Genomic DNA, 17,587 nt, shown 5'->3' with positions numbered 1-17,587 from the left:
TTGTTTTTATTAAATGATTGAGAGCTTTTACACTCTCAATTATAGAATTCTTAATTAATTAATTTTAGTAATGACACTTACCACATTCTTTACCACCTAACTGAGCGATGGTAACTTTATCTACACCATACTTCTTAGCTAACTCCGCATGGATCTTAGCATAGTATTCATTACCCTTCAAGTCAACATTTGTTTCCTTGTGACAATCGATACACCATCCCATAGTTAATGGAGAATACTGATATAACTCTTCCATTTCTTCTACTGGACCGTGACATTTTTGACATTTAACACCAGCAACTGTTACGTGTTGTGAGTGGTTAAAATATGCAAAATCTGGTAAATTGTGAATTCTAACCCAATCGATAGGCTTTTGCTCACCAGTATATTCTAATTTTTCAGGATCCCAACCTACGTGATCGTAAATCTTAGCGATCTCTTTATCTAATTCTGCCTTACCAACAACTCTTCCTCCATCTTCTAAAACTACTTTAGTACCTTCAGCTACTTCAGCGATGTTTTTATGACAGTTCATACAAACATTTAAAGAAGGAATACCAGAGTGCTTACTATGCTTGGCAGCAGAGTGACAGTATTGACATTCTATTTTATTATCTCCTGCGTGAATTTTATGCGAGAATAAAATTGGTTGTACCGGTTGATAACCTTGATCTACACCAACTTTAAATAAAGTACCAAATAACACATATGCTGTAATTAATGCTCCGAAGATTACGAATAACACATGTAAGAATGTATTCTTCTTAATTCCTTCCCACAACTCAGCAGCTTGTCCCATTAAACCTGGAGTCTTAGGCGCACCTTTTAATTCACTTACAGTTTTAAGTAAACTAGCAATAATTAGGAAAGCAACGATAATAGCCGCAGCTAAAATCCATAACACCCATTTTGGAGGACCAGCAACTACAACATCACCACCACCATTAGGACCACCTGTAACAACTGGTTTGATTTCACCTACTGTTGTGTAGTATAAAATATTATCGATTTGCTCATCAGATAACTGTGGAAAAGCAGTCATGTTTGCCTGGTTCCACTCTTCATACAATGCATTTGCATCTGCATCACCAGAAGCTCTTAATGCTGCATTGTTACGTATCCATTTCTTTAACCAAGCATTCTCTCTTCTAGATTCAACACCACCAAGCATTGGACCTGTCATGTTTTTATCCAATTTGTGACAAGAAGCACAATTGGCATTAAATAATTTTCTACCCGCTTTTTGTCGATCCATATCGACATCTTGAGCATTTGCAGAAATACTTACTAAAAAAATGAATAAGAAAGTAAGGCTGTTAAGTAGTACTCGACTAAGTTTACTGTGATAATTCACACTTTTCATACTATAAAAATATATATTTCGTATCTATTTTGTATAACGTTTACACTTGTGGTAAAAAATTACCGGGTGCTTAAACTCCGACAAAATTACTACTTCTCTATAAAATGTGAAATGTTAAGAGATTCCTAATTTGTAATTTATATCGATTCTAAATAAATATTTCTAGCAATCTATTCGATCACAAGTCGTTACTTTTGTTGAAACTATAAACGAAATATGATAAAGGGTAAAAATTTAGCATTTATATTGTTTTTATTTTTAGGATTTTGCATGAGTTATGCACAATCTAATTACACTAGTGATCAAAACATTAATTCACTTTTAGCTAAAAAAAGAAAGTACAATAAAAAGAACGGAAGCGGTTACAGAATTCAGTTGTATAATGGTACTGAACAACGTGCAAAAAACGTTAGACAAAACTTCATTTTGAAGTTTTCTGAATATGGAAAACCAAAGATGAGTTATGAATTACCTGAATGGAAAGTTAGAGTTGGTCGTTTTAACACAAAATTGGAAGCTGACAGAGCCTTAAATAAAATAAAAGAGAAATTTTCAGGAGCAATTGTTATTCCTTACTAGAAAATTAAACATACTTACAAAAAAAGGTTCAAACAATGTTTGAACCTTTTTTATTTTGTTAAAGCATTTATTCTGAGTTTTAAATACTGATTTACAATATCTTTCAAACTCAAATCTTCGTCTTTAAAACTATCGTGATCTGTCATAATATTCATGATAAAAGTATTGTCCATCGCTAGCAATAAATTTATATTAAAGTCAGCAAAAACACCAGTTTTCATACCACGCTTGTAAATCAAAGAAAATGTAGATAATACGCGATCTGTTACTTGTTTGATTTCATTCCAAATCTGAGGAAAATTGGTTTGAATTTCATCTAGAAAATGAATTGAAATACCTTCTATGCTATCACTGATTTTTAACAATATAGTTTCGTAAATATTAATTACATCAGCACCATCTTCTAGCTCATCAAAAACTACTTCTTCTAAGTCTTGCAAAACCATACCTACCATTGTTGCGTAAATCTCTTCTTTGGTTTTAAAATAGGTATAAATTGTACTTTTACTTTTTTGTACTAATACTGCTAGTTCGTCTAAAGTTAATTTATCTAACTTCTCGTATTGAACTTTATAGAACAATTCTTTAACCCAAGCTTCCGCTTTTTTAGATAACTGTTTTCGCTCTCTGTCTAATGCCTTTCTTCCCATAAATTAAAACCAGCCTTTTCTCAATTCGTTTATTGTTAATCTAAGCACAGCAAGATAGGGATTATACTTTGGCTTTAATGGTTTTCCTTTCGCCAATTGATGAATTTGATAATCGTAGAAACCAGCTTCTGCAAAATCTTTCATTTTCTTAATTTTAAAATCAAAAGTAGCATCACTTACCCTATAACTTTCATCTTCTAAAAACGTTTTTGGGAAGTTTTGATCTGTTATAAACGGACGCGCAAATCCTATCATTTCTAATTCATTATTTTCTAAAACTTCATCACAAAACTGTTGAGATCGAAAACCACCTGTAACCATTATAGGCAGTGAGGTTTCTGCTTTTATCTTTTTTGCAAAATCTAGAAAATAAGCTTCTCTTTTACGTGTTGATTCACGTTCGTATCGTTCTGTTAAAAAAACAATATTTTCATACGTTCCACCTGAAATTTCAAGTAAATCTATCTTTAATTTTTCTAAATGTTTAATCACAAACATTGCATCTTCTTCGTTAAATCCACCTCGTTGAAAATCGGCACTATTTAACTTAACAGATATTGGAAAATCATTGCCTAAAACCTTACGAATTCGGTTAACAATATCGAAAAGTAACCTGGCTCTGTTTTCAATAATACCGCCATAATTGTCTTGTCTTTTATTTGTTTTTGGAGATAAAAACTGACTTAGTAAATATCCATGAGCGGCATGAATTTGGACTCCTGTAAAACCTGCTTTTTTTGCTAAAACAGCAGTGGTTACAAAACGATTTTCAACATCTTTAATCTCATCTAAAGACATCGCTTTAGGTTTAGCAAACAGCATTAATTTTTTAAGCTGAATTGCTGATGGAGCTATCGGTTTAAACGTTGAAAAGATAGACGATTGACGACCTGCATGATTAATTTGAGCCCAAAACTGTGTGTCATTTTGCGTTGCAACTTTTGTTACTTCTTGTAAAGCTGCAATACCACTTTCATCTTCTAAAACAATATTTGCTGAAGCTTCTTTGTAATGTTTATCTACTAGAATATTTCCTGAAATTAATAAACCTGTTCCATTAGAAGACCAATGCTTATATAAATCAACTATTGGTTTGGTCGCATGCTGTTTCTTATTTGCTAAACGCTCAGTCATTGCTGCTTTCGCAATTCTATTTTTAATCGTAACTCCACAAGGAAGTTCAAACTCTTCTAAAATTGGTTTTGCTTTCAATACTATTTATTTTGTTATTTGAGTTTCAATTTTATTTGGAATTTTAGACATGGCTAGTTCTGAAATTGCTGTAATCGATAACGAAGGATTTACTCCAGGGTTTGCAGAAATCATCGATCCATCACATACAAACATATTCTCGTAACCAAAGACTTTATTGTTTTTATCAATAACTCCTTCTTCTTTAGTTTCTCCCATTACTGCTCCACCCAAAATATGAGCTGTAGTTGGAGTTCCTAATAATACATCTGCAAAATTCGAAAATGGAATCGCTTTTACTTTTTGACCTAATATTTTTGCCAGTTTAGATGCTTCAGGAATAAAACCACTTGGTGCTTCGTTAGATTCTTTTTCAGTTTTCAACTGTGTTACTTTTCCTAACTTCAATCGTAATGTGCTATCTAAAGTCTGCATAAATAGCAATACTGTTGTTCGTTTGCTATAAGCTTTTGTGAATATTGTTTGAAATAACTGAACAGGTGATTTAAATAACACACCAAAAACTCCTAAAATTCGAACTATTGCATATTTATGTTGCACTGAAGGAATTGTTAGTGTTCTAAAAAACCCAGAACCTTTTCCATAACGAACAGGTTCAAGATGACTATTTTTATCGATATGTAGAATAGAACCTATTGCTATTCCTTTTGAATAATCTTTTGATTTCTTCTCTGTTGATGTTAGTAACAATAACGATTCATTATTTGTTCTAATATTTCCACCAACCATTTCGGATAAATTAGGTAATGATTTCTTTTGTTTCAATTTTAAAAGTAATGGTACAGTTCCTAAAACTCCACCTGAAAACACTACTCCGTTTGCTTCAACTTTCTTTGTTTTAGAAAATGTTGATGTACTTTTTTTGAAATGAATCTCATATCCAGACTTTCCATTCACATTATTTTTAGGCAACACATCTAACACTTCATGTTCCGCTATAATTTCTACGCCTAGCTTCTGAGCAAAATAGAGATAGTTTTTATCCAATGTATTTTTAGCATTGAATCTACAACCCGTCATACAAGCACCGCAATAATTACACGCAGCTCGATCTGGACCTTCACCATTAAAATATGGATCTTTTACTTTTTCTCCAGGTTTACCAAAATGAACTGCAACTTTAGTCGTTGAAAAATGTTCTTCTCTATCTAAGTCTTTCGACAAATCTTTAATCAAATGATCAGCTGGTCCGAAATAAGGATTCTCTTCTGCCCCTAGCATTCGATATGCTTCTTTATAATGTGGAGCAAGTTCGGTTTCCCAATCTTTAAGTCCGTTCCAACTTCCAGAAGTAAAAAACTCCTTTTTAGGAATAGGCAATGTATTTGCGTAAGTTAAAGAACCACCTCCAACTCCAACTCCAGAAAGTATACTTACATGATTTAAATATGTCATTTTAAAAAAGCCAAACAATCTTAATCGAGGTTCCCAAAGCCATTTTTTTAGATTCCAGTTTGTTTTCGGAAAATCTTTAGGCTTTAACCATTTTCCTTTTTCGATTACCAAAACAGAATATCCTTTTTGAGCTAATCGTAAGGCACTCACCGAACCGCCAAAACCACTTCCAATGATTACGTAATCGTATTTATCTTTCGTCATATGTTATGAGTTGAGTTTAATATCAGATTTAGGTTTACACATACACGTTAATATGAAACCTTCTTTCTTTTCGTTTTCTAACAACACAGATTGTTCATCTGTTTTCCAAACTACTTTTCCTTTTTCTAATTCACACTTGCAAGTTCCACATTGTCCCATACTACAGGCATAAGGAATTGCAACTTTATTTCTTTTTGCTCCTTCTAAAATTGTTTCAGACTGGTAAACAGAAAAGTTCTTATTGTTTATGGAAACATTATATAAATTACCAAAAGGTTTAACTTCTTGATATGAGAATTCTTCAATAATAATATGATCAGAAGCAACTCCTTTTTTAGACAAAACCTCTTTTGATGCTTCCATCATTGGAGTTGGTCCACAGATATAATAATTTGCTTTTTCAAAATGACTCAATAATTCTGTTTGATACGTATGAGTTAACAAATCATAAGTAATCTTCAATGAAAATTGATTAGGGTACTTGTTTTGAAGATCAATTAATTCTTTATGAAACATTACATCTTTTTCTGATTTACATCCATAAATCAAACTCACATTAGTTATTTCATCTTGAAGTATTTTTTGAAGCATTGAAATAATTGGTGTTATTCCACTTCCGCCAGCAATAAAAACATGATGCTCTACATCTGTTTCATCTTTGAATTTAAAAGTTCCAAACGGACCCGCAACATTTACATATTTACCTTCCGATAAATGATCTAATATCCTATTTGATAACTTCCCTCCAGAAACTCGTTTAACTCCAACTTTTAGTATTCCAGAATTTGGATTAGAACAAATCGAATAACATCGACTTACTTTCTCTCCGTCAACTAACATTGAAATCACCACATATTGTCCTGCTTCAAATTTGTATGGAATATCATTTAAATTTTCAAACTGAATCTCTGCACTATCATGCGTTAATTTTCGCACTTGAGCTACTTCTAAGGAGTATTTCCAAGTTTTATCTTGTATGATATCTGCGTATGTATTTCTTGGCTTTAGAACTTTTAATTCATTAACTCCAAATCCTTCAATTGGAGATTTTTCATTTCTTAACTCTTGCTCTACTAATTGATATTTTTTCTTGTATAAGTAAAAAGGAACACGAGGATACAAATGATGAATTAAATGATAACTCTGGAAAAATGATAAAAACTCTAAACCAGGTATTGTTACAATTCTTGTGTTATGATGTTTATCCATATTATGATGTGGATAATGAGGAAGCCAATCGAAAGTAAAACCTAAAATTGGTGCAGCAACTAAAGCCGGCAATAAGAATACGATTATAAATTCGTACCAAAATTTGAATACAACCATTGCAATAATGATAGTTGAAATGAACAAAATAAAAGTCAGAGTTTGATTTCTAGTTTTTCTCATAGCTTCATTCTTTCTACTCTCAGCTCCTAAAGAAGTCGTGTAATAATGGCCTATTAAAGTCAGACATCTAAAGAAAACTATCATAAAGTTTTTTCCTCTAACATAACCATCCGGATCTTCTTCCGAATCATTAGTGTGTGCATGATGTTTAAGATGAATTACCTTAAAAGCACTGAATGGAAAAAAAAGAAAACTAGCGGAAACCCAGCCTATCCTTTTTTCTAAAGTGAAAAATTTTGCATTACCTCTAGAAATATTTCCATGACTAGATTCATGAACCACTGTAAACATGCTATAAGCCAGAAAAGCTCCAATTAGAATTACTATAACTTCATTTAGCATACTAGCGCTAAATAAATAATACAATAAGGCGTATGCTAGTAATAATCCTAAAAAAAGGAATACTGTAGGATATGCAATTTTAGCTTTGGAAGTTGAAATCATAAATCAAACTATTTTATCAAATATAGTTTGATTTTTTAATAGAATCAAATTATCTTAATAATCAACTACATACAGCATCAAGAAGTACAGTTAGAAATTTTAATTTTTAAAATAAATTCATAGCTTTAATACTTTAGAAAAATAACAATTTCAAAAAGACAAAATCTTAAAAGTATTATGCACAACAATAAAGCTTTTTTAATTCATGAAAGGGTTTAAAAGTATAATCTCCATAACTATTTATCTATTTTTTACTGTTGGGTTTTTAGGTATTCTTAGAGCTGTTATTCTGCAAATAAAAACAGGAACTACTTGTCCGAAAGTTCAAGAAATACCTGTATGTTATGTGGTTTTTGCTTGTTTTATAATAGCCTTAATTTCACATGTAACTAAAAAGAGAAACTATCTCTATTTTATTAGTATTGGATTTGCTTTACTAGTAGCCACAACTGCTACTATAATGCATATAAAAGGAGATTTTGTATGCCCAAAGACTTTAATTAAAGGCACACCAAAATGTTATTATGCTGTTGCTTTACTTTCAAGTTTAATCATATTAAAAATATTACATCTTAGAGATATTGAAAAAGATTTTAATTTAAACCCGAAGTCATAAAATAAAAAAACCTGTTAATTAACTTAACAGGCTTTTTTATTATTTATAAGGAATTAATTATTTCAGCTTTTTCTTAACTGCTACTTCAATATAAGCTTCAATAACGTCATTCTCTTTAATATCATTATAGTTCTTAATTTGTAATCCACAATCGTATCCTTTAGTTACTTCTTTAACATCGTCTTTGAAACGTTTTAATGAAGTTAATTCACCATCGTGCACCACAATACCTTCACGTATAATACGAACCTTAGCATCTCTTGTAATCTTACCGTTCATTACCATACATCCAGCAATATTTCCAACCTTAGAAATTTTATAAACTTCTCTGATTTCTACATTACCAATAACCTCTTCTTTCATTTCAGGAGATAACATTCCTTCCATGGCATCTTTAAGATCATTGATAGCGTCATAGATAATCGAGTATGTTCTAATATCTACTTCTTCTCTATCCGCTACTACACGTGCATTAGATTGAGGACGTACATTAAATCCAATAATAATTGCATCAGAAGCCGATGCTAATAATACATCTGATTCAGTAATTGCTCCAACTCCTTTGTGTAAGATATTTACTTGAATTTCTTCAGTAGATAACTTCTGGAAAGAATCTGTTAATGCTTCTACTGAACCATCCACATCTCCTTTTAAGATAATGTTTAACTCTTTGAAGTCTCCTAAAGCAATACGACGACCAATCTCGTCTAATGTTAAAGTTTTCTGAGTTCTTACAGATTGCTCACGTTGTAATTGAGAACGTTTAGCAGCGATTTGCTTAGCTTCTCTTTCGTCTTCAAATACATTGAACTTATCACCTGCCTGTGGAGCTCCATCTAAACCTAAAATAGATACTGGAGTTGATGGACCTGCAACTTTAACTTTGTTTCCACGCTCATCAAACATTGCTCTAACCTTACCACTGTGCTTACCAGCTAATAAGTAATCTCCAATCTTTAATGTTCCTGCTTGAACTAAAATTGTAGAAACATATCCTCTACCTTTATCTAATTGTGCTTCTACTACAGTACCTAAAGCATTCTTATTAGGATTAGCTTTTAATTCTAATACTTCTGCTTCTAATAATACTTTTTCTAAAAGCTCATCAATACCTTGACCAGTTTTAGCAGAGATTTCTTGAGACTGAATATTTCCTCCCCAATCCTCTACTAATAAATTCATAGATGAAAGTTGAGTCTTAATATTATCTGGATTAGCGTTTGGCTTATCTACTTTGTTAATTGCGAAAACAATTGGCACATCTGCTGCTTGTGCGTGAGAGATTGCTTCTTTTGTTTGTGGCATTACATCATCATCCGCTGCAATAACAATAATTACTAAATCTGTTACTTGAGCACCACGTGCACGCATCGCTGTAAAGGCCTCGTGACCTGGTGTATCTAAGAAAGCGATTTTTTGCCCGCCATCTAAAGTTACACTGTAAGCTCCAATGTGCTGTGTAATTCCTCCACTCTCACCTGCAATTACATTTGCTTTACGTACGTAATCTAATAACGAAGTTTTACCGTGATCTACGTGACCCATTACCGTAATAATTGGCGCTCTAGATTCTAAATCTTCTGGTTTATCTTCAACCTCTTCAATAGATTCTTCTACTTCTGCTCCAACGAATTCTACTTTATAATTAAATTCTTCTGCAACTATTTGAAGAGTCTCAGCATCTAAACGTTGATTCATTGTTACCATCATTCCTAACATCATACATGCTGAAATGATATCTGTAACTGGTTTATCCATCATCGTAGCAACTTCACTTACAGTTACAAACTCTGTAACTTTAAGGATGTTTTCTTGTGCTGCTTGCATTTCTGCCTCAGCTTGCTGACGGTGTTGATCTCTTTTCTCTCTACGATACTTAGCTCCTTTTCCTTTGTTAGATTTACCTTGAAGCTTTTCAAGAGTTTCTCTAACTTGTTTTTGGATTTGAGCTTCTGTTAATTCTTCTTTTTTAACCTCAGGTCTTCTCCCTCTACGTTGGTTTCCACCTCTTCTATTTCCTTGTCCGCCACGGTTGTTATTTCCTTGACCTCCTCGGTTATTTCCTTGTCCACCTCGGTTATTATTATTTCCTTGTCCGCCACGGTTGTTATTACCTTGACCTCCTCGGTTATTGTTGTTCCCTTGTTGGTTATTATTTCCTGCACCAGGTTTCGTAATTCTTCTACGCTTTCTCTTATCATTATTAGAATTATTATCCTTGTTTTCTGGTTTTTTCTTCTTAGGTCTTTCAAATTGTTTTAAATCAATTTTTTGACCTGTCATTTTAGGACCATCTAACTTCTGATACTTTGTTTTAATTTTCTCAGCGTTTTCTGGTGTAACCTCTTTTGCAGCTTCTTTCTTAGGCTCTTGCTTTTTAGCAAAATCCTTTTTCTCTGGCCTTCTAGAGATTTCAGAAGCTTTATCGATTGGCTTTTGAGGAATTGATTTTTTTGGTGCTGGTTTTGGTTTCTCTACCTGCTTTTCAACTTCCTTTTTTACCTCTTGGGTTTTCTTTACTTCAGGTTTAGCTGGTTCCACCGCTTTTGGTTTTTCAACTACCTCTTCTTTTTTCACCTCTTCTTTTTTAACTTCTTGCTTTGGTTTATTGATATCAATTTTACCAACAGTTTTAAGTTGAGGCTTTTCGGCTTTAGCTTTTAAAACTTCTTGTTTTTTTGCTTCTTCTTGTAAACGCTTAGCTTCTTGTTCTGCCTCAAGTCTTTTACGAATTTCTTCCTTCTCTTTTCGCTTTTCTTCGCTTACCTCTTGAGAAGCTACTCTTTTAGATTTATCTGTCTGAAAACCGTCCAAAAGAATTCGGTATTCAGCATCAGAAATCTTAGTAGTAGGGCGTGCTTCGATATCATGTCCGTTTTTAGACAAGTGCTCCACCGCTCTATCTAAAGAGATATTTAATTCTCTTAAAACTCTGTTTAGTCTTAATGTTTTAGCTTCAGCCATAAATTATTATTATACTTTAAATGAACATATTGCTATTCAATTAGTGCAATATGTTTTCGATTTTTAAGGAATCGATTAACCTTTTGTTTTATTATTACTCTTCGAATTCTTCTCTTAGAATTCTTTGAACTTCAATAATAGTTTCTTCTTCAAGATCTGTTCTTTTAACAAGCTCTACAACGTCTTTCTCTAACACGCTTTTCGCTGTATCTAAACCTATCTTTTTGAATTCTTCAATTACCCAAGCTTCTATTTCGTCAGAGAATTCTGTTAACTCTACATCTTCCTCTTCGATACCTTCTCTTTGAACGTCTATCTCGTACCCTGTTAATTGGCTTGCTAAACGGATATTAACTCCTGATCTACCAATTGCTTTCGATACTTCTTCTGGTTTTAAAAGTACATTTACACGTCCTTTTTTACCATTTTTCTCTTCATCAAACTTAAGAATCTCTACTGAAGTAACTTTAGCAGGACTTAAAGCTCTTGAAATGAATAATTGTTCGTTTTTAGTATAGTTAATAACGTCGATATTTTCGTTACCTAACTCACGAACGATTCCATGAATACGAGAACCTTTAACTCCGACACAAGCTCCAACTGGGTCGATTCTATCATCATAAGAATCTACAGCAATCTTTGCTTTATCTCCAGGAATTCTTGCTACTCCTTCAATAGTAATTAATCCATCAAAAACCTCAGGAATTTCTTGTTCAAATAACTTCACTAAGAAATTTGGTGATGTTCTTGATAATACTATTGATGGTTTATTTCCTTTTAATTCTACTTTTTTGATTACACCTCTTACAGCATCTCCTTTTCTAAAGAAATCTGATCTGATTTGTTCTGTTTTTGGTAGAACTATTTCGTTTCCTTCGTCGTCTAATAAAATCACTGCATTGTGACGAATGTGGTGAACTTCTGCACTATAAATCTCTCCTTCAAGATCTTTAAACTGCTTGAACACGTTTGTACTATCGTGTTCGTGTATTTTTGAAATTAAATTTTGACGTAACGCAAGAATTGCTCTTCTACCTAAGTCTATTAACTTAACTTCTTCAGAAACATCTTCTCCAATTTCAAAATCAGGCTCAATTTTCCTTGCTTCTGAAAGTTCAATCTCTTCATTATCATCTTCAGACATACCATCGGCAACAACGATTCTGTTTCTCCAGATTTCTAAATCTCCTTTATCTGGATTGATAATAATATCAAAATTATCGTCTGAACCGTACTTACGTTTTAAAGCCGAACGAAATACTTCTTCTAAGATAGACATTAAGGTTACCCTGTCTATACTTTTGTTGTCTTTAAAATCTGAAAATGACTCAATTAATGCAATGTTCTCCATTTTCTTGCTGTTAAAATATAATCTTCACTTTTGCTTCTTTAATATCTCCATACAATATTTCAGCTTCCTTCTCTACTGTATGTTTTCCTTTACCTACTGGCTTAGGTTCTCTCGTTTTCCATTTTAGAACGATTTTATCTTCAGTAACTTCAGATAATACTCCTTCTATTTCTTTATCTTCTGTTTTAACCTTTAAAGTTCTATTTATATTTTTATTGTATTGTCTTTTAACTTTTAAAGGGTGTGATATATCTGGAGTCGTAACTTCTAAAGAAAAATCTTCTTCTTCTCTATCTAAGTTATGTTCAATATTCCTGCTAATTCTTACACATTCGCTTAAAGGAACACCAGAATCTCCATCTACAATCACTTTTATCTTATTATTAGCAAGAAACTGTAAATCGATAAGAAACAATGTTGGGTTCTCATCTAAGGCTTCTTGTAATAATTCTTTTACTTTATCTTGATTCATTTTAGGTATAAAAAGAGGGGACTTTTGGTCCCCTGCAATTATCTTATCGAGAATTTCTGTGCAAATATAATAACTTATAACATACCAAACAAATAAAGAAAACTTTACTGTTCAAGTTGAATTTTCTAGGAATTTGCTAAAAAAACGTTTTAGATTTCATTATTTTTTCAATAAAACAATCAAATCAAACGCTTTCGCCAGAAAAAAACGAGACAAATTACATCTTTTACGAGAACTAAATAAAACGAAAAACCGACCTTTTAAAGATCGGTTCATAATTTTATTTCAAAGGCTGCTCTATAATTTTTGCCATATCTTCAACCTTGTCTTCTTCGCAATTAACCATTGCATAATAAGAGACTTTCATTAATTTCTTTTTTACTTTTCGATTCCAGGTAAGTTCTTTCTTATGAAATAACCAAACTGAAAGCGAAACTAAAACGGTGGTAATTATTGCTAAAATATAATACTCACCTTTACTTAAATCTGCTGAAGGTTGAAAAACCCAATATATTCGAGTAGTTAAATACAGTAAAAACACAAGATGAATCAACTTTATCCCTATATTCTTCTTTTGACTCTTTGTTGTTAAATACAAATGATAAACGACATAGAAAAACAACAATAAAGTAGGAAAAAAATTATATGCGAATATCCTAAAATTAGGAAAACCTAAAAACTTATCATCTTCTAACGCTGCTTTATACTCTTTTTTAGACTTATTCAATTTATCATTAGCCTCGGCATATTCAGCATAAAGCTTAGGATTATTTTTCTTCACATATTCTTTTAACTCACTCAATTCTTTTGAATTAACTTTTCTTGCTTCTGCAGTCTCTTTTTTAGACACTACAGTTCTATTACTTTCTTTTTCTAAAAACTCAAAAGCAAAAAGAAAAGATGCGGTTAACACCCCTAAAAATAAATAGGCAATTATAGAACTACTCTTCTTCTTCATCATCTGAATTAGAGGTTCCTCCGTCATTAGTTCCGGTTTCTTCTTTTTCGACACCGAATTGTTCTGCGTCAATGATGTTCCCATTGTTTGTAACTATTTCTTGGTTTTCTGTACAAGAAACAAAGCTTACTACTAAAACTACTACTAAGATTTTAAATAAATTTTTCATGATATTGTGATTTAATTTTAATAAACCACTAAAATTAAAAATTTTAAAACCCTAGTCGCTTTGTTAATTCTACATTGAATTATTGAATTTGTGTTTTATTGCTAATACAACTAATCCTATTTTCTTCTTCACCCGAAGTTTCTTGGTCATTCTAGATATTAATGTATTAAAAGAACTTTTTGTGATTCTCATTTCATCACAGATATCACAAGTTTCCATATTATCTGTTAACATTTGAAGTGCTTGTGCTTCTCTTGGTGACAACATGCTTTTTAAAGTAACCATAGAATCTTCTTCTAACTGCCTTGATATAATAGCATCAATAACACAATCTGAATAAAATCTTCTACCTTGACTTAACTTCAGCAAAGCTTCATCTAACTCTTTACTAAGACTTACTTTTGAAATATAACCTGAAGCTCCTAACAAAATCGTTTCTTGAATCTGTTTTATATCATAGGAACCGGATACTATTAAAAATTTAGGCGCATTTTCTTTTCCGAAGACTTGTTTTAAAACTTCAACACCACTCATGTCGGGAAGTTTTAAATCGAGAATTACAACATCACATTCGTTAAAATCTAACCATTGAATTAGTTCAGCTCCAGTTTTAGCCGAACCTACTACTTGATGAACGGATGTTTTCAGAATGGCTTCAATACCATCAATGATCAATCCGTGATCATCAGTTATAAATATTTTCATTTTCTTTAAATTTATTACTGCAATATTTGCAGTCGGAGGTTAATTAATTTAAATCATTTACAAATATAGAAAGGTAAGATTAATTTATTTGTAGACAAAACCCTTAGATTGATAAATTTTTCTTAAAAAAACTAAAAACCAAGCTCGCTACTTAAAATTACAACAAACAAAAAAGTCTTTAAGATTACTCTTAAAGACTTTAAGTTGGCCTACTAGGACTCGAACCTAGAATATCGGTACCAAAAACCGGTGTGTTGCCATTACACCATAGGCCAATTTTGTGGGTGCAAATATACAAACAAAGTTTGTATCACCAAATACAAACTTTGTTTTTTTTGAAAAAATATTACTATTTGTTTCTTACCTATGCATAAAACTACCTTTATACATATTTCCTTCCCCGTCTGTTGCGATATACTTATATATTCCTCTATTATTTATTCTAGGATTACAAATTACTTCTCTTCTGTCTAAACCTTTTGTTTCTAATGTTGCTGTGTATACTTGTCTACCTAATAAATCAAATACTTTTATACTTACTTCATTTGTTTCTCTAGGTAATCTTATTGTAGTAGAACCTTGGAATGGATTAGGATAGTTCATTATCTTTTTGTTATCGTTACTCACAAAAACATCGTCTGTTGAAAGCGTTGAATTATCTGCTCTAAATGCAACATTACTTATACTTAAATCGTATGCAACACTGTTCGTATAATCTCCTAACACAGAGAACACAATTGTTTTTACATCTTCAATATCTACACTATTACCTTCACCGTCTTTAAAATCTTCGAAAGAGATTTCATAATACGTTTCTTCACTGTTTGCAGGAATTGAATACCTTAATCTATTATCCCAGTTTTCTAAACCTTCTGTCATTAATACTAATTCAATTGGATTAGTTGTCTGCATTTTAAATGTGATGAAATTGTAATCTGTTACATTTAATGTTTGATCTCCTGGTAAAACATGTCTGAACACATTCATATTACCTTTTACTTCACCTTGTACTTCGATATTTCTATTAATCTCATGAGCTCCTTCTTCATCATTAATATCTTCATTAGAAATATTTAGTCTAGTCACTGAAGCATAATCTTCTAAATAATCAGTTCCCCATGGACCATCTGCTAAATATAACCCATCTGTAGCACTAGAAGTTGAAGTTGTTAAAGAGAAACCTATATCAAACAAAACTCCTGTATCAACTACGATAGACTCGTTCCAAGCTCCTGATAAGCTCAACATTTCTGAGTGATTTGAAGAATCTGAAACCTCAGTTTCTTGAATATTTCCGTTAAACATTACCTCTGTAGATTGATTTTTATTAATAATGTTTAAGTATAATTTTCCGTTAGCATATTTCCCTGAACTTACAAACACAGATGGAATTTCAGTATTTGTTCCGTCACTCACTAAGTCTTTTTCATTTGAGAAAGTATCTAAGATGAAATTCACATTAGAAAACACTTGTGAATATGTAGTTCCCCAAACCTGGAAGTTGTAATAATCTCCTTCTGGATATTGTTCAATATTCCAGTAACTGTGTAGTTCGTTTTGAGCACTTCCAATCTTCACAGAGAAACCAACTGTATACTCAACTAATCCGTTTGCTCTTCTAATTTTTGAACTTACCATTTTATGACCTCTAGAAATCACTGTTCTTACATCTTCAATAGAAGAATTATTTAAACGATCGCAAATTGCTTTTGAATGATCATATACAGAACCTTCTGTTTTTGTTGCTAAAATTGCTGAAACCCTATCGTTTCCATTGTAATAATCTGCTGCAAATACTTCAGAAGCATTAGTAATGCCTAATAAATCATTTGGACTAGATACCGAAGCTGTTTCTACACCATACATACCTGTCTCTGGTAAATAATTCATTACACCACTTCCTCCTCTACTTCTTAATAATTGCTTATCAAATCTTGCTTGAAATTCTTTTAACCCTTTAAAAGTTTTATTCTTACTTCTATTTAAATTTCTTTTTGCTATTAATTGAGCTAATTTTCCGTTACTCTCTAAACCTCCATCGTAAGAAGATGTAACATTACTTGCTGAATCAACATCTGCTACATTATTTATTCTCATAGCCGAAAAAGGCGTAGCTGTTATGTAAAAGATTGCATCATTAAAGTCATTGTCACAACTTCTATAATCTCTTCTTATATCTTCAAAACCTAAAATAATTCTTTCATTTTCTGCATCAGATAATAATACATTATGATGTCTTAACTCTTCATTTGCTTCTGGATTAAAATCTGGATCTGAAAATAAAGTCCAGTGACCATAACCAACTTTTTGCTGAGATGAACTCCACGCATTTGCTATTAATACCCAACCAATACCTGTATTTGCTGGAAAGCTTCCAATCTTCACTTTATCTCCAACCTGTAGTCCACCACCACTACCTAAAGCTGATGCATTTGGGAATATAATTGTGATATCTTCTTCTGAAGGTGCTGATGTTGGCGGATTGTCTAAATCATAAGTATAAAAACCTAATACATTTCTATATCCTGCTCCTTCAGCAACAAAAGTGATAAAAACATCAGCTGCCTGCACTAATTCTACATTTGTGTCGTAACCAGCTGTGATGTATTGTGGGTTATAATCTGGAACTGGATAAGACTCTGGAAGAGCGTTACTTATTTTCTCTAAAGTTTCTACTGAAACTTCATCACCAGGATTCACAAGATAATTTGGCGTTCCATTAGATGTATACGTTCCTAAATAGTTATAATTTTGAGCAATCGTTAATTGCGTTAAAAAGACGAATAATAGTAATAATTTTTTCATGATAACGGGGTTTTACACTTGCTAAATTACCACCATACAAAGCCTTATTCTTTAAAGATTCGTTTAACCGTTTTTAACTATAGATAAAAAGAAACACTGAAAGCTTAACCCGTTTTTCGAAAAATATGAAATGCAAAAAAGCTTCTACGAACTGTAGAAGCTTTTTTAAAAGTTGGCCTACTAGGACTCGAACCTAGAATATCGGTACCAAAAACCGGTGTGTTGCCATTACACCATAGGCCAATTACTAATGCGGCTGCAAATTTAAAACTATTTATTTATTCTGCAAACTTTTTTTTCTTTTAACAGAA

14 protein-coding genes and 2 tRNA genes are annotated in these 17,587 nt (G+C 32.1%); 2 read left to right on the top strand and 14 right to left on the bottom strand.

Features of this window, described 5'->3' with window-relative positions; all coding sequences use genetic code 11:
- Positions 1 to 64: 64 nt before the first annotated feature.
- Positions 65 to 1,363: a cytochrome c3 family protein gene (locus Q1A15_RS10860; protein WP_299623201.1), complete on the bottom strand. Its 1,299-nt coding sequence runs from the start codon at positions 1,361 to 1,363 to the stop codon at positions 65 to 67.
- A 216-nt stretch (positions 1,364 to 1,579) separates the two neighbouring features.
- On the opposite strand from Q1A15_RS10860, the gene Q1A15_RS10855 reads away from it, so the two are divergent.
- Positions 1,580 to 1,942, top strand: coding sequence for an SPOR domain-containing protein (locus Q1A15_RS10855; protein WP_299623198.1), 363 nt, complete (start codon positions 1,580 to 1,582; stop codon positions 1,940 to 1,942).
- Between the two features lie 50 nt (positions 1,943 to 1,992).
- Here Q1A15_RS10855 and Q1A15_RS10850 read toward each other — a convergent pair whose 3' ends face one another.
- The 4 genes from Q1A15_RS10850 to Q1A15_RS10835 are packed head-to-tail and all read right to left on the bottom strand — an operon-like array spanning position 1,993 to position 7,236.
- Positions 1,993 to 2,592, bottom strand: coding sequence for a TetR/AcrR family transcriptional regulator (locus Q1A15_RS10850; protein ID WP_299623195.1), 600 nt, complete (start codon positions 2,590 to 2,592; stop codon positions 1,993 to 1,995).
- Positions 2,593 to 2,595: 3 nt separating this feature from the next.
- The gene (locus Q1A15_RS10845; protein ID WP_299623193.1) at positions 2,596 to 3,804 is read right to left on the bottom strand and encodes an NADH:flavin oxidoreductase/NADH oxidase family protein; all 1,209 of its coding nucleotides are present in this window, start codon (positions 3,802 to 3,804) and stop codon (positions 2,596 to 2,598) included.
- A 6-nt stretch (positions 3,805 to 3,810) separates the two neighbouring features.
- Complete coding sequence (locus Q1A15_RS10840) at positions 3,811 to 5,403, bottom strand: GMC oxidoreductase (protein WP_299623190.1); 1,593 nt, start codon at positions 5,401 to 5,403, stop codon at positions 3,811 to 3,813.
- 3 nt (positions 5,404 to 5,406) lie between these two features.
- Complete coding sequence (locus Q1A15_RS10835; protein WP_299623187.1) at positions 5,407 to 7,236, bottom strand: fatty acid desaturase; 1,830 nt, start codon at positions 7,234 to 7,236, stop codon at positions 5,407 to 5,409.
- Positions 7,237 to 7,441: 205 nt separating this feature from the next.
- Here Q1A15_RS10835 and Q1A15_RS10830 point away from each other — a divergent pair, with 205 nt between their 5' ends.
- Positions 7,442 to 7,852 (top strand): hypothetical protein, encoded by a 411-nt coding sequence (locus tag Q1A15_RS10830; RefSeq protein ID WP_299623184.1) that lies wholly within the window; start codon positions 7,442 to 7,444, stop codon positions 7,850 to 7,852.
- A 57-nt stretch (positions 7,853 to 7,909) separates the two neighbouring features.
- Here Q1A15_RS10830 and infB read toward each other — a convergent pair whose 3' ends face one another.
- The 9 genes from infB to Q1A15_RS10785 all read right to left on the bottom strand — a co-directional run bounded on the left by infB (position 7,910) and on the right by Q1A15_RS10785 (position 17,519).
- Complete coding sequence (gene infB, locus Q1A15_RS10825) at positions 7,910 to 10,816, bottom strand: translation initiation factor IF-2 (protein WP_299623181.1); 2,907 nt, start codon at positions 10,814 to 10,816, stop codon at positions 7,910 to 7,912.
- Between the two features lie 94 nt (positions 10,817 to 10,910).
- On the bottom strand, positions 10,911 to 12,167 hold the full coding sequence (gene nusA, locus Q1A15_RS10820; RefSeq protein WP_299623178.1) for a transcription termination factor NusA: 1,257 nt from the start codon (positions 12,165 to 12,167) through the stop codon (positions 10,911 to 10,913).
- 10 nt (positions 12,168 to 12,177) lie between these two features.
- Positions 12,178 to 12,639: a ribosome assembly cofactor RimP gene (gene rimP, locus Q1A15_RS10815; protein WP_299623175.1), complete on the bottom strand. Its 462-nt coding sequence runs from the start codon at positions 12,637 to 12,639 to the stop codon at positions 12,178 to 12,180.
- A gap of 280 nt (positions 12,640 to 12,919) precedes the next feature.
- Complete coding sequence (locus tag Q1A15_RS10810) at positions 12,920 to 13,597, bottom strand: hypothetical protein (RefSeq protein ID WP_299623172.1); 678 nt, start codon at positions 13,595 to 13,597, stop codon at positions 12,920 to 12,922.
- On the bottom strand, positions 13,581 to 13,766 hold the full coding sequence (locus tag Q1A15_RS10805) for a hypothetical protein (RefSeq protein ID WP_299623169.1): 186 nt from the start codon (positions 13,764 to 13,766) through the stop codon (positions 13,581 to 13,583). Before Q1A15_RS10805 ends, Q1A15_RS10810 begins: the two co-directional genes overlap by 17 nt.
- 69 nt (positions 13,767 to 13,835) lie before the next feature.
- Entirely contained in the window at positions 13,836 to 14,471 is a 636-nt protein-coding gene (locus tag Q1A15_RS10800) for a response regulator transcription factor (RefSeq protein WP_299623167.1), read from the bottom strand.
- 204 nt (positions 14,472 to 14,675) lie between these two features.
- Positions 14,676 to 14,746 (bottom strand) — tRNA-Gln (locus Q1A15_RS10795).
- Between the two features lie 85 nt (positions 14,747 to 14,831).
- A complete protein-coding gene (locus Q1A15_RS10790) occupies positions 14,832 to 17,276 on the bottom strand; it encodes a DUF4114 domain-containing protein (RefSeq protein WP_299623165.1) in 2,445 nt (814 codons plus the stop codon).
- A 172-nt stretch (positions 17,277 to 17,448) separates the two neighbouring features.
- Positions 17,449 to 17,519, bottom strand: a tRNA-Gln gene (locus Q1A15_RS10785).
- Positions 17,520 to 17,587 lie beyond the last annotated feature (68 nt).

It is taken from the genome of uncultured Tenacibaculum sp. (assembly GCF_947495995.1).
GTDB lineage: Bacteria > Bacteroidota > Bacteroidia > Flavobacteriales > Flavobacteriaceae > Polaribacter.
This window is presented reverse-complemented; position numbering and strand designations above follow the sequence as displayed.

What these genes read in the sequence shown, in the direction of transcription:
- Q1A15_RS10860 (WP_299623201.1), bottom strand. Translation starts at nt 1,363, where the DNA reads ATGAAAAGTGTGAATTATCACAGTAAACTTAGTCGAGTACTACTTAAC.
- Q1A15_RS10855 (WP_299623198.1), top strand. Translation starts at nt 1,580, where the DNA reads ATGATAAAGGGTAAAAATTTAGCATTTATATTGTTTTTATTTTTAGGA.
- Q1A15_RS10850 (WP_299623195.1), bottom strand. Translation starts at nt 2,592, where the DNA reads ATGGGAAGAAAGGCATTAGACAGAGAGCGAAAACAGTTATCTAAAAAA.
- Q1A15_RS10840 (WP_299623190.1), bottom strand. Translation starts at nt 5,403, where the DNA reads ATGACGAAAGATAAATACGATTACGTAATCATTGGAAGTGGTTTTGGC.
- Q1A15_RS10835 (WP_299623187.1), bottom strand. Translation starts at nt 7,236, where the DNA reads ATGATTTCAACTTCCAAAGCTAAAATTGCATATCCTACAGTATTCCTT.
- Q1A15_RS10830 (WP_299623184.1), top strand. Translation starts at nt 7,442, where the DNA reads ATGAAAGGGTTTAAAAGTATAATCTCCATAACTATTTATCTATTTTTT.
- infB (WP_299623181.1), bottom strand. Translation starts at nt 10,816, where the DNA reads ATGGCTGAAGCTAAAACATTAAGACTAAACAGAGTTTTAAGAGAATTA.
- nusA (WP_299623178.1), bottom strand. Translation starts at nt 12,167, where the DNA reads ATGGAGAACATTGCATTAATTGAGTCATTTTCAGATTTTAAAGACAAC.
- rimP (WP_299623175.1), bottom strand. Translation starts at nt 12,639, where the DNA reads ATGAATCAAGATAAAGTAAAAGAATTATTACAAGAAGCCTTAGATGAG.
- Q1A15_RS10810 (WP_299623172.1), bottom strand. Translation starts at nt 13,597, where the DNA reads ATGAAGAAGAAGAGTAGTTCTATAATTGCCTATTTATTTTTAGGGGTG.
- Q1A15_RS10805 (WP_299623169.1), bottom strand. Translation starts at nt 13,766, where the DNA reads ATGAAAAATTTATTTAAAATCTTAGTAGTAGTTTTAGTAGTAAGCTTT.
- Q1A15_RS10800 (WP_299623167.1), bottom strand. Translation starts at nt 14,471, where the DNA reads ATGAAAATATTTATAACTGATGATCACGGATTGATCATTGATGGTATT.
- Q1A15_RS10790 (WP_299623165.1), bottom strand. Translation starts at nt 17,276, where the DNA reads ATGAAAAAATTATTACTATTATTCGTCTTTTTAACGCAATTAACGATT.